Origin of the sequence: Caldibacillus sp. 210928-DFI.2.18, assembly GCF_020554505.1 — a bacterium.
Classification (GTDB): Bacteria; Bacillota; Bacilli; order Bacillales; family Caldibacillaceae; genus Caldifermentibacillus; species Caldifermentibacillus hisashii.
Genome location: NZ_JAJCHL010000083.1, coordinates 1 through 13,485, shown reverse-complemented (window position 1 = coordinate 13,485; position 13,485 = coordinate 1). Strand labels below are relative to the sequence as shown.

At 37.0% G+C, this 13,485-nt stretch carries 16 protein-coding genes and 2 pseudogenes; 6 read left to right on the top strand and 12 right to left on the bottom strand.

What is annotated here, in order from left to right:
• Positions 1-71 precede the first annotated feature (71 nt).
• The 4 genes and pseudogenes from LIZ98_RS14310 to LIZ98_RS14295 all read right to left on the bottom strand — a co-directional run bounded on the left by LIZ98_RS14310 (position 72) and on the right by LIZ98_RS14295 (position 2,037).
• Complete coding sequence (locus tag LIZ98_RS14310) at positions 72-824, bottom strand: nucleoside phosphorylase (RefSeq protein ID WP_227140044.1); 753 nt, start codon at positions 822-824, stop codon at positions 72-74.
• A gap of 129 nt (positions 825-953) precedes the next feature.
• Positions 954-1,208 (bottom strand): annotated as a pseudogene (locus LIZ98_RS14305) (Type 1 glutamine amidotransferase-like domain-containing protein); the annotation flags it as partial.
• 129 nt (positions 1,209-1,337) lie between these two features.
• Positions 1,338-1,649 (bottom strand): type II toxin-antitoxin system RelE/ParE family toxin, encoded by a 312-nt coding sequence (locus tag LIZ98_RS14300; RefSeq protein ID WP_227140043.1) that lies wholly within the window; start codon positions 1,647-1,649, stop codon positions 1,338-1,340.
• A 1-nt stretch (position 1,650) separates the two neighbouring features.
• Positions 1,651-2,037 carry an AbrB/MazE/SpoVT family DNA-binding domain-containing protein gene (locus LIZ98_RS14295; RefSeq protein WP_227140042.1) on the bottom strand — a complete coding sequence of 129 codons (387 nt, stop codon included), beginning with the start codon at positions 2,035-2,037 and terminating at the stop codon, positions 1,651-1,653.
• A 245-nt stretch (positions 2,038-2,282) separates the two neighbouring features.
• Here LIZ98_RS14295 and LIZ98_RS14290 point away from each other — a divergent pair, with 245 nt between their 5' ends.
• Positions 2,283-2,432 carry a DUF3885 domain-containing protein gene (locus tag LIZ98_RS14290; protein WP_227140041.1) on the top strand — a complete coding sequence of 50 codons (150 nt, stop codon included), beginning with the start codon at positions 2,283-2,285 and terminating at the stop codon, positions 2,430-2,432.
• 127 nt (positions 2,433-2,559) lie between these two features.
• Here LIZ98_RS14290 and LIZ98_RS14285 read toward each other — a convergent pair whose 3' ends face one another.
• Positions 2,560-3,630, bottom strand: coding sequence for a permease (locus tag LIZ98_RS14285; protein WP_227140040.1), 1,071 nt, complete (start codon positions 3,628-3,630; stop codon positions 2,560-2,562).
• A 381-nt stretch (positions 3,631-4,011) separates the two neighbouring features.
• Between LIZ98_RS14285 and LIZ98_RS14280 the strand changes: the two genes are divergently transcribed.
• Both LIZ98_RS14280 and LIZ98_RS14275 read left to right on the top strand, forming a co-directional pair.
• Positions 4,012-4,599, top strand: a complete 588-nt coding sequence (locus LIZ98_RS14280) for a GumC domain-containing protein (protein WP_227203103.1) — start codon at positions 4,012-4,014, stop codon at positions 4,597-4,599.
• Positions 4,532-5,425, top strand: a complete 894-nt coding sequence (locus tag LIZ98_RS14275; RefSeq protein WP_227140038.1) for an ABC transporter permease — start codon at positions 4,532-4,534, stop codon at positions 5,423-5,425. The genes LIZ98_RS14280 and LIZ98_RS14275 overlap by 68 nt, the downstream gene beginning before the upstream one ends.
• A 253-nt stretch (positions 5,426-5,678) precedes the next feature.
• Here the strand turns inward: LIZ98_RS14275 and LIZ98_RS14270 are convergent, their stop codons facing one another.
• On the bottom strand, positions 5,679-5,846 hold the full coding sequence (locus tag LIZ98_RS14270) for a hypothetical protein (protein ID WP_227203101.1): 168 nt from the start codon (positions 5,844-5,846) through the stop codon (positions 5,679-5,681).
• Positions 5,839-6,069 (bottom strand): hypothetical protein, encoded by a 231-nt coding sequence (locus LIZ98_RS14265; protein ID WP_227203099.1) that lies wholly within the window; start codon positions 6,067-6,069, stop codon positions 5,839-5,841. The genes LIZ98_RS14270 and LIZ98_RS14265 overlap by 8 nt, the downstream gene beginning before the upstream one ends.
• A 204-nt stretch (positions 6,070-6,273) precedes the next feature.
• Between LIZ98_RS14265 and LIZ98_RS14260 the strand changes: the two genes are divergently transcribed.
• Together LIZ98_RS14260 and LIZ98_RS14255 are read left to right on the top strand one after the other, a co-directional pair.
• A complete protein-coding gene (locus tag LIZ98_RS14260; RefSeq protein WP_197057067.1) occupies positions 6,274-6,597 on the top strand; it encodes a PadR family transcriptional regulator in 324 nt (107 codons plus the stop codon).
• Positions 6,597-6,809, top strand: a pseudogene (locus tag LIZ98_RS14255) (DUF1048 domain-containing protein); the annotation flags it as partial. The gene LIZ98_RS14260 and the pseudogene LIZ98_RS14255, both read left to right, overlap by 1 nt.
• Before the next feature lie 261 nt (positions 6,810-7,070).
• On the opposite strand, the gene LIZ98_RS14250 reads toward LIZ98_RS14255, so the two are convergent.
• Positions 7,071-8,030: a LacI family DNA-binding transcriptional regulator gene (locus LIZ98_RS14250; RefSeq protein WP_227140036.1), complete on the bottom strand. Its 960-nt coding sequence runs from the start codon at positions 8,028-8,030 to the stop codon at positions 7,071-7,073.
• Between the two features lie 327 nt (positions 8,031-8,357).
• Here LIZ98_RS14250 and LIZ98_RS14245 point away from each other — a divergent pair, with 327 nt between their 5' ends.
• Positions 8,358-8,927 (top strand): Uma2 family endonuclease, encoded by a 570-nt coding sequence (locus LIZ98_RS14245; RefSeq protein WP_227140035.1) that lies wholly within the window; start codon positions 8,358-8,360, stop codon positions 8,925-8,927.
• A 93-nt stretch (positions 8,928-9,020) separates the two neighbouring features.
• On the opposite strand, the gene LIZ98_RS14240 is transcribed toward LIZ98_RS14245, so the two are convergent.
• The 4 genes from LIZ98_RS14240 to LIZ98_RS14220 all read right to left on the bottom strand — a co-directional run bounded on the left by LIZ98_RS14240 (position 9,021) and on the right by LIZ98_RS14220 (position 13,299).
• Positions 9,021-9,434, bottom strand: a complete 414-nt coding sequence (locus tag LIZ98_RS14240; RefSeq protein WP_227140034.1) for a hypothetical protein — start codon at positions 9,432-9,434, stop codon at positions 9,021-9,023.
• A gap of 207 nt (positions 9,435-9,641) precedes the next feature.
• Entirely contained in the window at positions 9,642-10,877 is a 1,236-nt protein-coding gene (locus tag LIZ98_RS14235; protein WP_041848313.1) for a replicative DNA helicase, read from the bottom strand.
• A gap of 81 nt (positions 10,878-10,958) precedes the next feature.
• Positions 10,959-12,248, bottom strand: coding sequence for a DnaD domain-containing protein (locus tag LIZ98_RS14230; protein WP_309240462.1), 1,290 nt, complete (start codon positions 12,246-12,248; stop codon positions 10,959-10,961).
• A gap of 856 nt (positions 12,249-13,104) precedes the next feature.
• Entirely contained in the window at positions 13,105-13,299 is a 195-nt protein-coding gene (locus LIZ98_RS14220) for a hypothetical protein (protein ID WP_041848311.1), read from the bottom strand.
• Positions 13,300-13,485 lie beyond the last annotated feature (186 nt).

Genomic DNA, 13,485 nt, shown 5'->3' with positions numbered 1-13,485 from the left:
AAATAGAAACTACTACCCTTGTAAGTCATCAAATGAAGGTGGTTTCCACTCAAAACTGCGAATACCCGATTTTATAATCTTGATAGATATAATGCGAGTTCTCTTATCTTTTCATCAGTTTTTTCCTTTATCTCATCTCGTCTTTTATTAGGCGAATAGAATGTATCTCTTTTTATAATATGGTCAGAAAGATTGAGTAGTCCAATTGCTTTTTTATTAAACTTCCTCGCAACAGCTAGAGTTGTAGCTGTTTCCATATCAACCCCTATATGACCACTTTTAGCCCATTTTTGAACCATTTCACTTGTTTCTACCATGATTGCACCCGTTGTAAAGACGGTTCCTGTTACATAACTATATCCCCTGTCTTCACAAAAGTTAATTGCTGTCTCTATAAGTTCTCTATCAGATTGTACTGTTTGTTGGTCTGGTAGATACCAATGTGAAACACCATCTGCCATTTCAGCAGCGGTTACAATTAAAATATCACCAAACTGTACATCATGAGATAGACCACCAAAGTATCCCGTCTGAATGAAAATATCGGTTCCAAGAGATGCAAATTGATGACATATTACTGCAGCACTTGGACCTCCAAATACATTAGCAAATCCGATTCTTTGATTATTTAATTTCCCTATAATTGAATTCCAATGAGGTGTCCATATATCCTTAACAATCTTATCTTTCCATATCGTTAGGTTTTTTTCATGTTCCCAAGCACCATGAATAATAAATGACTTTGGAACATCCTTTTCTTCTATATTAAATGCTTTTAGCCAATCTTTCTTTGTAAATTCACCGTATAATTTCAAGATTATCACTCCCTAGATATTAATTTGTCCTCAGAAAAACTTAAAGTTTCTAATGAAGTTTATTCCATCAGTCCGTTAGCCAAGCATGAAGCGAGCTTCACCACAGATGTTGGGGTTAATTCGTTCTTCCATAGAGGCTTAATAGGAACCTAAAAAATTCGTCTGAAGCTCTTCCTCTATCACCTTCATAACCTTGTTATCCAAATAAACTTTATAAGCCTTTGCCTTTGGTCTAGAACTAACTATATGACTTATGTTTTGTTAAATATAATGGATGGCAACTCCGTCATCCGCTGCAATACCAGCTTGTATGTCTCCAGAATAAATTAGTTTATGATACGAAGGTCTTCTATCTGACTCTCCATCATAATGCGGACAATTACTCCCCTTTAGAACTTAGAGGCATCGATACCGATATATTTCCGATTATTTGAACATGGCAGCCACTAAAGTAGTACCTACTGAGGCTTCGCAAAAGAACCCCATCACATAGAAAACAAGTGGCTATAATCAGCCAACTAACTATAAATTTAAATACCTTTTCAGTTCATCGTAAAAATTCTCTCTAGTACCGATGAAAACAATATTTATTAATTCTCCTTCATTGTTAAACTCGACTTTATAAGTTAATTCGTAATTCGTTTTTTGATGATAAATGTCCAAACTCCTAAAACCTTTCAAATCCCCTTTTTTTGCTACACCCAAAATTGGGTTCAATCTTATGCTCTCAATATCCTCTAACATTTTTCTGTACAGAACACTATCAGCTCTTTTAATCTGCTTTAATTGCTTTTTTGCTCTTTTTGTAATGTCGAATGGAAGTCTATTCCTCATCCTAGTCCTCCGAATCTAGTAGGGTATCCAGTTCTTCTATACTGTTTAACGGTTTTTCATTGGCAGTATCCTCAGACATTCTTCTAAGAGCGTTTGGCAAATCAGCCTTGATCTTCTCGAACATAAAAATCAATTCATCGCCTTCATATCCCTGGCTTACTAAATCCTTTAAAATATCGCTTGAAAAATCGATATACTCTTGTTCAATTGGTCGGATAATGATTTCTTTACCGGTAAACTCAACCAAAGCCTCGTCTGACAAATTTAGTGCCTCATAATATTCTTTGGGAATACTGATTTGTCTTTGTTTTGATACTTTGACTCTTTTTTGTCGTCTAACATCACTCATGGTATCCCGTCCTTTTTTTTCCAATGCTGTTATTACCATAAATTATGCCCCCTTCCATTAAAAAAATACAGCTTTCTTAAAAATTTACTTTATAAAGTAAAGTTTCTTTATTTCTTTATATATTTATTATAAGGAGTTATCCACTCAATAGCTATAAAAATCATTACTATCCCCCAATTATGGTATAAACCACTTTTAACTGCAATTAGCTATGAGGATTTCCGCACCCGACCAGAATTTTAAAAGGGATTAGGGGAACATATATTGATATATATTTTGTTAATATGACAAGGAAAATAATTTATCATCTTTATGATGACCGAGGCTGTGATGTAATCGCCTCAAACAAAGAAGATTTACGTTCACTTTATGAGGAACTCAATGATTGGATTTTGGACTATGACCGCGAGAAAATTAATAAAATATTCAAATAAAAAATCGACCTTCTTATTCATGAAAAGGGCAGGGTTTTTTTTCCCTGCTCCTACAAAAAATCCGGGTTTGTTGCTTAGCACAGTTTTGCCGTCTATTAATAAATTTCCTTTTAAATGATGTTTTTTGTTAAAGCAGATATATACCAACAATTCCGCTTAAAATGGATAAAAGGATGACCGAACCAGCAACAAAGAACAATACCTTTTTCGGATATGACTTGGCAACGAGCAATAAGGATGGCAAACTGACCGATGGCAAAGCAAGTAACAACGCTCCGGCCGGCCCTCCGCCAAGACCAAAGGACATAAACGTTTGAATGATTGGTATTTCCGCAGCAGTCGGAATAACAAAGAGCATTCCTGCAATAGCAAACCCGATAATAGCAATCAGGCTATTGGCATATCCGTCAGTTATTCGAGGAAAAAGCCAGCCTTGAACCGCCCCCATCACGAATACGGAGAGAATGTAAGTTGGAACAATATATAAAATCATATTGCCTATACTTTTTGCCCATTTTGATAGAAATGAACCATTCGCCTCATTCTCCGCCTTTTCAATCATTTTATCAATATCCACTGAGGTTACGTTGGGTGCAAATCGATTGGCCAGGAAACTCACCCCAAAGGTTAAAATTATTCCAAACAAAAGACGAAGCAAGGTGAACTTCCATGATAAAACAAATGTCATAAAAATCAATGTTGCCGGATTTAGTGTCGGATTCCCAATCCAAAATGCAAGACTTGCACCAACAGAAACATTTTTCTTACGCAGTCCCACTGCAATTGGTGCTGCACAACAGGTACACATCATACCCGGCAAAGAGGCGATTCCTGCAACACAAGTACTGCCAAAATTTGTTTTTCCTAATACTTTTAACAGCCATCCCGCCGGCAGTAATACTTGTACGAGGGAACCCAGCAAAATACCTAAAATAGCTGCTTTCCAAACCGCTTGAAAATAAGCAAAAGTATAAGTCCATGCACTGTCCCATGATACAGACGGCGAATTCATGTGATCCCCTAAAATTGAATTCCCAATCGAATGGGAATGCGCCGCCAAAATTGCTTTATTAAAATAAGGATACCATTTGACATATGTCAATCCGACAACCGTAATGAATATAAAGAGGATTGTATAAATAATGGTCTTTCTTGTATTTGACCTATGTGTATAAATTGTAATATTTTCTTGAGCCATTTATGATTGCCTCCATAAGTTAGATTAGGTCACTTATGAATTATATCACAATAATAAATAGACTCTAGTCTAAAAAGCGGATTGACATTATGTTGAACTATTTTTACAAGAAAAGAAAGCAAATATCCATATTTAGATGATAGGAAGCAATTAAATCTCCAACTCTACTCTTATAACAGCGCCCAAAAGCATAATAAATTCAGATTAATTGATGGTCATATTCCTGAAAGCAGCTCAGAAATTGTTATAGACAAAATATTACAGAAAGATTACTCTATTGGGGACACCATCAAAATTGATAACAATCAATTACGAGAAAAAGAATATAAAGTAGTTGGATATGTAGAATCACCTCTCTACATGAATAACGAAGAACGTGGAATGACTACGATTGGCGACGGAGAAGTTGACGGATTTATTTACATTCCTGAAGATGCTTTTGATTCAGAATATTATTCAATCATGTATGTGACATTTGATAGTTTGGCAAATAAAGACTTTTTCTCTGATAGTTATAAAAACAGCATAGAAAAGAAAGTCGATAAATTAGATCGCCTATTTGATACCCGAAAAATTGAACGAAAGAAAGAATTGCAAGATAAAGCCATTTCCGAGTTAGAAGTTCAAGAAAAAACAGTTGCAGAAAATGAAGCGAAACTAATAGTTGCACAAAAAGCATTATCCGATGCCAAAGGTCAACTAGAGACACAGAAGGAGCAACTAACTGCCCAAAAAGAGCTAGTAATTAGTCAATACGGACAAAGTGTTGCAGACCAACAATTTGCAGCAACAGAAGAACAAATAGCAAATACAGAAAAACAATTAAATGATCAACAACAAACATTAATTGAAAATCAAGAGAAAATAAAGGAAGCAAAGGAAAAAATCGAAGCTGCAAAGAATGATATTAAAGAAATGGACACGCCTAACTATTACAAATCAAACTGCTACACTTTATGTAACGAATGACACAAACAGAATAAAACAATTTTTTACCTTCAACCGTGAGACAAACGATTCGAAAGTAAAGTTGGGAAATGATGGAGCGATTATTAGTCAGCGCTTGGCAAAAATTTATAATGTAAAAGTTGGAGATCGTTTAACTATGCAAGACGCTGAAGGGAATAAATACAAGCTAAAAGTTACCGGTATTGTTGAAAACTACCTTGGTCATAACGTCTTTATGACAGAAGATTACTATAAAAATGTAACAAGTAATCATTTTGTTTCAAATTCATATTTAGTCAAGACTAAAAATTTGACTAACAATCAAGAAGCTCAATTATCTCAAAAACTTCGTGATACAGATGAAGTCCAGAATACTTCTTTTATTAGTACACAAGTTGAAAAGCAAGATTCTCTATCAAGAAGTCTACAACCAGTCGTATTAATATTCATTGTCTTATCCGGAACTTTAGCTTTTGTTGTCCTATATAATCTAACGAATATCAATATATCCGAACGCGAACGTGAATTAGCCACTATTAAAGTTCTTGGATTCTTTGATAATGAAGTAACCATGTATATTGTTCGAGAAAATGTTATCTTTACTATCTTTGGGATATTAGTTGGCTTTGGAATCGGAAAAATGTTGACATGGTTCATTATAACGATGGCATCATCTGATTTAGTTACGTTTCCGCTAATCATTTCATGGGAAAGTTATCTTATTTCAGCTGCAATGACTACTGTCTTTTCGGCGATTGTTATGGTAGTTACTCATTTAAAGTTGAAACACATCAACATGATTGAAGCGCGAAGTCAAATGAGTAAAATACATATTTTGTTTTGCTGAAAATTTTGATAATTAAAAGCCCCAAGGCATTAATGAAAAAACCTTGTGAGACCGAGTCTATTGGCGACTCCGCGATACGCAGTTTTAAAAGGACGCCCGAACCGGTCTCCCCATAGTGAAAATAATAACTTCTAAGTTCACTTGTTATATTTTTTATAAATACATCACCCAAAGTGTGGGGCACCGGCAACTCGACTGTTTGAATGATTTTCCCACTTTATTTAACGAGTAACGATAAAAAGAGTACCGGCAACTAGCGGTTATTTGAATCCGGTCTTTTAATTAAAATAAACAAGGTTGTAATCAGAAATAAATTAACAACTAAGACGATTATACTTCCTTCAATTTTAAAGCTGCCACCTGATATGAATGGTTTCCCTTGAAACGTACTGTTTAATAGATGTGGATAATCACTAGCCAAGGAAACACCGCCAAAGATAATCGCCCCAATCGTATTTACCCTTTTCAATTAACGAAATAAAAATAACAGAAAATAAAATCAGTATAGCAAATGGCGCAAATTCCCACCATAATCGCATATATGCCTGATTATCCGTTTTTATATCAGGCGTAAAAGAAATGAAAATTACCCATCCAAGAAAAAAGATTACTGTTTTTAAAACCGTACTTACCAACTTTTTCATTACTACCTCTGATGACTGTGTATTTTATTAAGAGCGAGACTTATTATCCCTATTATCCCTATTATACCACCTCAAAGGCATTTGCGTATTTTTCAATTTCACATGGCAATGGCCTATTGACAGCCGTACTATTAAGTGTTACTATATACCAGTACTAAGTAATACTTTATACCAGTCATACAAAGTAGTAATGAGGTGATTGTGCTGGAAAACTTAACGGAAATGCTTAAAGGCGTGCTTGAAGGTTGTGTCCTTGAAATTATCAGCCGCGGAGAAACCTATGGCTACGAAATTACAAGACGGCTGAATGCTCTCGGCTTCACTGATGTTGTGGAAGGAACGGTGTACACCATCCTCATCCGGCTTGAAAAAAACAAGTTGGTAGAGATCACCAAAAGGCCTTCCGATATGGGACCGCCACGAAAGTTTTTCACGCTCAACGACGCAGGACGTGAAGAGCTGCGGAAGTTCTGGGAAAAATGGGCGTTTGTATCATCAAAAATTAACGAGCTGAAGGAGGAAAAATAATGAATTTTTGGGAGAAAATTACCGGTAGCGACATGACGAGGGAATTTAAAATTTTTGAAAAGAGAGTCAAGAAGCTACCGGCTGATTATCAAGCGGCATAGGTAGAGATTAATGCCAATCTTTGGGCGTACACGAATTTCACCGGTCGCAACCTTATGCCAATTCTCGACCGTGTGCTTGGCCTGTTTGAGGAAACGGCGGCGGACGGTCAGCTTAGTTTGTACGTCGCTAAGCGGGCGCTCTGCGCTTTTCTTATCATAATTACCCTCAAAAAACTCTTTATTTAATATACGATTCACTGCTTGATAGGGTTTCATCTTTTTTAGCAATCTCCCTTGTTACTCATGTGGATCGAATGGAAAGCTACTCTTAACCTTGCTCTTGTCCGGTAAGTAATTTCTTACATTTTTTCCAATGCACCCCAACTGTCCCTCAGTCCCTTTTCTCTCCATTAGTATTTAGCCTCCAAAAAGTTATACAGTTCCTCTCTCTATTAGTTTGACGATGATTTCCTTACTGGATATTTCTTCATCTATTGCTTGGAGAAAGAGGTTTTTCCCCATTTCCATTAACGGAATTTCAATGGTGGTTATGTTCATCATTTCGGCAATCGATTCATTATTAAAGCCGATAATTGCTAAATCATCCGGGATCGATCTTTTCCTTTTTTGACAACTGATGACAATTCCCGCAGCAACCTGATCGCTGGTTACCAACAATGCTGTCGGAGGATCCATCATCGTGGTTAATTTTTCAATAACTTTTTCTCCATCCCCAAAATATATACACTGATCAATGATATATTCCGGGCGATATGGCAAATGATATTTTTCATGAAACTCTCGATAGGCAAGTTCTCTCATATGACTATTTGTCCCTGATGTTCGACCGATGCAATAACCAATTTTTCGATGACCTTTTTCGTACAAAAATGCTAATGCTTTATGAAAAACGGTATAATGATTGACAAAGGTTGTTGAAAATTTCCTGCTTTTTATATCCTCACATAAAACAATTGGACCAAATTGTAGATGATCTTCAATGATTGACAAATCGGTTGCTCTGGAACAAATAATTAGCGCATCAATCTGTTTTTGCTTTAACATTTGCAGGGCTTCTATTTCCCTTTCCTCCCGATAGTCCGTTTGAAATAAGACGATCTTATAATTTTTTTTGATTGCCTGATTTGTTATTCCTTTTAGCACTAAAGAGAAATAGGGATGATCAAAATATGGGAGAGCAACACCAATTAAGTTTGTTTTTCCCTTAATCAAATGGACGGCATTTATATTTTTTTGATAATTTGTCATTCGAATTGCATTGATTACAGCTTTTCTTTTTTCTTCACTAACATAGGGATGATTATTTAACACCCGGGATACAGTTGTAACTGACACCCCAGCCATTTTTGCCACATCTTTAATATTTGTCATTTCACCATTCACCTTGTAAAAATTTTTCAATAAAGAAAAAGATTATTATTAGTCTCATTTTAATTTATGAAATGGGTTTCATGTCAATTTTTGCCTGATTTGATTTTCTTTGATTATTTTTTCTTGCTCTGAAATGGATTTCATAAAATAAACTATTGTCAAAGGGGAATCTAACCTCTTACGACAAAAGTTGAGCTATCGGCGTAACGGTTCGTCCGGCGTAACGATAAATTCAACTTTTGCCTCCAAGTAATATTAACATAATGATGTATAATGTTTTGTGCTATGATAAAATATCGTTAAGGAAAAGTTGAAAGAGATGATTGTATGGCCATTCCGAGCGAAAAAAAGAAATATTCATATGCCGATTATTTAACGTGGAATGAAGGTGAACGGATTGAATTAATTGATGGGGAAATTTTCAATATGTCTCCTGCTCCTTCACGCAGGCATCAACAGGTACTCAGAGAGTTAGCTACAGCTTTTTCAGTTTTCCTGAGAGGAAAGGAATGTGAAGTATTTTTCGCTCCTTTCGACGTCCGACTTTTGGCGGATAACAAACGAGACGATGAGATCAATAATGTTGTTCAACCCGATTTATCCATTGTTTGCAATAAGGAAATACTGGATGACAAGGGGTGTAAAGGTGCTCCGGATATGATAATCGAAATCCTCTCACCTTCATCTGTTAAGTTAGACCGTTGGGAGAAATATCAACTTTACGAAAAAGCGGATGTAAACGAATACTTGCTTGTTGACCCGGTTAACAATTCTGTAGAAGTATATCTTTTAATTGATAACCAATACAAATTTCAGGGAGTCTATACAAAAGAAGATACCGTTTCTGTTCATCTTTTTCCCGATTTTAAATTAGACCTAAATCAAGTGTTTGAATAGATAAGTTCAATATTACGATATTAATATTTGCGAGCCTCTCATTATGGAGAAGCTCCCTTATGTGATTGGGCCGATGAATCTGAACCTTCACCTTTACCCAAACGAAATGAGGGTAGGAAAGTGATTATATGTTCTTTTTAGCTCTCGAAAAGTCATGACTTTGTTTCCTACAATTATTTCTGTATCAAGCGGGCAATAATCCAGTTCGAGCGGTGCTTTTCGAAATGTTCTTTTAAATAAATTGATTGCATCTTGCTCATTTGCCGCAAAAATATAAACAACGCCACCACCATCCACCTTCAGTTCAAAGACGTAAATTTTTCGGAAACCGAGCGGGTTTTTTCGAATCAATTCCGCCACTTTATCTTGGTCTGCCTGATTGAAATCGAGCTTTGAAACATCGTCTTCCAGTGAAATTTTATTTTCCGAGAGTAGGTGCTGAATGTAGTAGACGAGAATATGTTCTTCATAATAAAGACAATCCATATAAAATTCTTTCAGTGTCATTCATTATCACCTCATCACTTTTATTCGTTGGATTAAGTTCTGCCCGCTGTTGGTCCGAGGGTGGGGCGAGGGGGAGATTGGTCATGTCCCCGAAGAATGGGCTCAGGTTAGTCGAGGATTCGCCCCCATGACCGAACTGGGCTGTGGGACCTTGTCACCTTGACCTTGTCCGGCCTCACTATAAGACGAGAAAACCGTCCCCTAGCCTCACCTTGACTCGATTTTGCCGGTGTGTTCGTTGTATTTTACGATTACGGTTCCGACCGGGCCGTTGCGGTTTTTGGCAATGATAAGTTCGAGCGAGTTATCGGTAATCTCTCTGTCATAATACTTCTCCCTGTACAGGAAAATGATTACATCAGCATCCTGTTCAATGCTTCCTGACTCCCTGATATCAGACATAAGCGGTCGTTTATTGCTTCTCGTTTCCACGCTCCTGTTCAGTTGGGCTAAACAAATGACCGGTATATGAAAATCCTTTGCCATTTTCTTTAAACCTTGTGAGATTTCTGATACTTGCTGATGCGTATTGCCAAAGTACGGGTTAATCGGCCGAATCAGTGTTAAATAGTCGATAAAGACAACCGGTTTCCGATCCGGATATTCATACATCAATTTTCTGATTTGTGCCCTCATTTCAGGAATCGTTTGTCCAGATTCATCAAATATAATCATGTTCGTTTCATCAAGATTTGCGATAATGGTCGTCCATTTTTCTTTTTGCTTCGGTTTTAAAAACTTATAAGGATTCCGCATTTTAACTCGATTAATATTTCCGGTAGAGGCTACCAATCTGGAAATAATCAGTTTTTCAGGCATCTCCAATGAAAAAAGAATCGGTAAATACCCGGCCCAACCTGTTTCTTTTGCAAAATGAAGCATCACGTCGGTTTTCCCCATGGAAGGTCGGGCAGCTAGAATCGTGACTTCTCCTTCTTGAAAACCCCCTGTTATGTCATCCAATGCTTGTATACCAGTCGTTATTCCTGTCGTATCTTCTTTTTCCTCCCAAGGTGCTTCGTAAATCGCTGCTAATCCTTCAGAGATGGTCGTGCCATTTTTCAGTTTTAGGTTTTCAATTTTTTCCAACTCGTCTATAACCCTAGCACTCTCCCATTTTTCAAAGGTTGCCTTGGTCAAAATCATTTGCGTTTGCTGTTCCTTCCATGCGTCCAAAATTAATTCTTCTACCTCATCAAATTTTTCAAGATCACAAAAGGCATTGAGCTCGTTTAAGTAACTGATACCGCCATAGATTTCTAAGTCCGGAAGCATGGATAAGGCGATTAAGTTAAAATACTTGCCAGCGGAATGAAGCTCCACCATTTTTGAATACAATTGTTTGTGACGTAAATCTTGAAGATGATCTGGCCGAATAACCGTGTCATTAATTAAAGGATTTTCCTGCATCAAACAACCTAGAAACACTTTCTCATGCATCATAATCCACTCACCTCCAAAGGGGCAGGTCCCTTGTCCCATTTTCAGTCGATGTTGTTAAGGTAGGCTGCGGGACCTGTCTATCTATTCGTCTTCTCCGGCATCCATGTCGAGAATAAAGTTTCTTGGAATATCCCGTTCCATTCGGGGTTTTTGTTTTGCGCTCTTGTCCAGTCGTTCCCGATATTCCTTTTGTGCGGCACGAACCTCATTGATGGTTTGATAGCCTTTATCCACCCACCGGCGAAGAATTCCTTCCACGTAACTCCAATTTTTATTCCCGCTTTCGACAGCTATTTTCATCGCTTCTAAAACAAGTTCTTGGGACAAATCCTCACACCACGCTTGTATTTTTTCAAAAAGATACCCACTGATGGTTCCAAACCCGTTTTGTTCGAAAAATGTAAATGGGTTTTGTTCTTCTGCGCGCGCGTGCGTAACTATTACTACGCTTTTTTTCTCTGGGGTAGTCTCTGAAGTAGTCTCTGGTATTGCTTTGGTTATGTTTGTTCGTGCTAGTGCCAAGCTTGCACCCACGTACTGACCAGCTTGCTCACCCGATGTGGTCAAGTTGAATTTATTTTGATACGTGTGATTAGTCAAGTTTGCATCTATGTATTGACCCACTTGCTCACCCGATGTGGTCAAGTTGGAATTATTTTGGTCGTTGTGTTTAGTCAATTTGGTCACCGTTTGGTCAGTGTGATTGGTTATATTGGTGCCAGTTTGATTTGTCGGATTGCCGAAGTTAGCACCATTTTGGTTCGTGGGCTTGCTTAAGTTGGTATCTGATTGGTTTGTCCGTTTGCTTAAGTTGATATCCGATTGGTTCGTCGATTTGCTTACATTTGCATTCGTTTGTTCATCCTTGCCTATATTAGGTTTGTTTTGACCCGTCAGATTGTTCTGCGTTTGGTGGCTCGATGCCTTGCCTAAATTTATTCCTTTTTGACTGTTCAAAGCGTCCGTGTGTGTGCCGTTATGCTGCTCGGTTGGGTCGCTTGTGTCAGTCCGCTTGCTGCAAAGGTCGGAAAGTTGCGCATCCTCATCCATCAGCGACTCCAAATACTCATAATTAATCCGATACCATTTGGTTTTGTCCATCTTGAAACGATTATAATTTCCGGAAACGATTAAACCTTCCCTTTCAAGCTTCCCAATAATTCTCCGGATTGTACTCGTGGACCAAAATGGAAACTGCCTGTGCCAATCCTCGTATGTGTTATATACCCATTGATACCCATCATATGTATGCTTGCTGTCTGCCAGCCAGTAGTGAAGTTGTTGGATAAACAGCGCCTGATTCAGTCCAATCTTTTTCGCTAATGTCGGTAGAACTAAAATTGGACTTTCATTGATTAATAGCTTGCTCATTTTCGACTCCTCCTTGTAATCATCCTTTTATTAGTGTTATAGATTCCTTTTTGCAAAATGAACATAAGATTGTCAAAAATTTTTTGATAGGGAGGGAACAGCTCCATTGACTCATTTTAGAATATCCCGAGAAAAGTAAAACGGCACCTCCCCTAGCGTGTAAAAGGACAGTGCAAAAATAAAAGGGAGCTCATGAAAAACAAGCTCCCACAAAAAATCTTAATCAGCAAATACTAGACATTTTTGACCTTTCATTAGAGGCCACTGAAAAACTATTTGAATAGATTTACTAACACAATATATAGTATGATAAAATCGGGAATACATCTAAATACGGTGCTTAGCGAGATCATTTTTTGCACTTCTTCAGTGGCCTCCTTTCATTATCATATTTTATTTTTATATCAACTATTATTAAATACTGTTTATTTTATCCATTGTTTCTTTTACACTGGTATCCCTAAATGAGTATTATTTATTTATAATGGCTCAATGCTTCACAAAATATCTCTTTACCGAATTCCCCCTATTAGGTTGGTAATAGTAGGGCAAATACGTCCATTTAAATCGCTAATCTTCCCTTTATTCTACCACTCAGCTCATTGTAACTGTTTACCGGGCCAAAAACATTTTTAACAACATGATACCCATATTCATGACACAGTATAGCATTTATGCAAATCTCTATTATTTCTTCTGAATTATAATTCCGATAATATCCTTTCAAAAAATCTTTATCAAAACTAAAAGCATCGCAAATCACAGTCATATCTTCATAGATTGCCGGGGCACATAAGGAGTCTGCAAAATCAACAACTGTTATCAAAAACATAAAACATTGGTTTGTGTATATGCATTAACGATCACCATCATTGTATAAAGGTTCTATATCACCATTTGGAAATTCTTTGACCAATTCTCCATTCTTTTCGTAAACAATATAAGTATTATTGGCCTTAGCATCAATTCTCGCACGCTCACCAGTCATCTTTACCCATTTATCTACCCAGCCAAATTTTCTTTTAGGCACATTCTTTTGTGTTTCCGACATGAAAAACACCACCTTTTACAAATAGTTATCTCTTTCTGAAATTATTTTTCCACCCTTAAGCTCTCATTCAAACATCATCACGCATTTCCTTTCGTGAATATAGAATCTTTCCGCACCTTTCAATATGTTCAATTAAATTTTGATTGGTTAACTTTTCAAAATGGATAATGTCAAAAAAATAGGGAA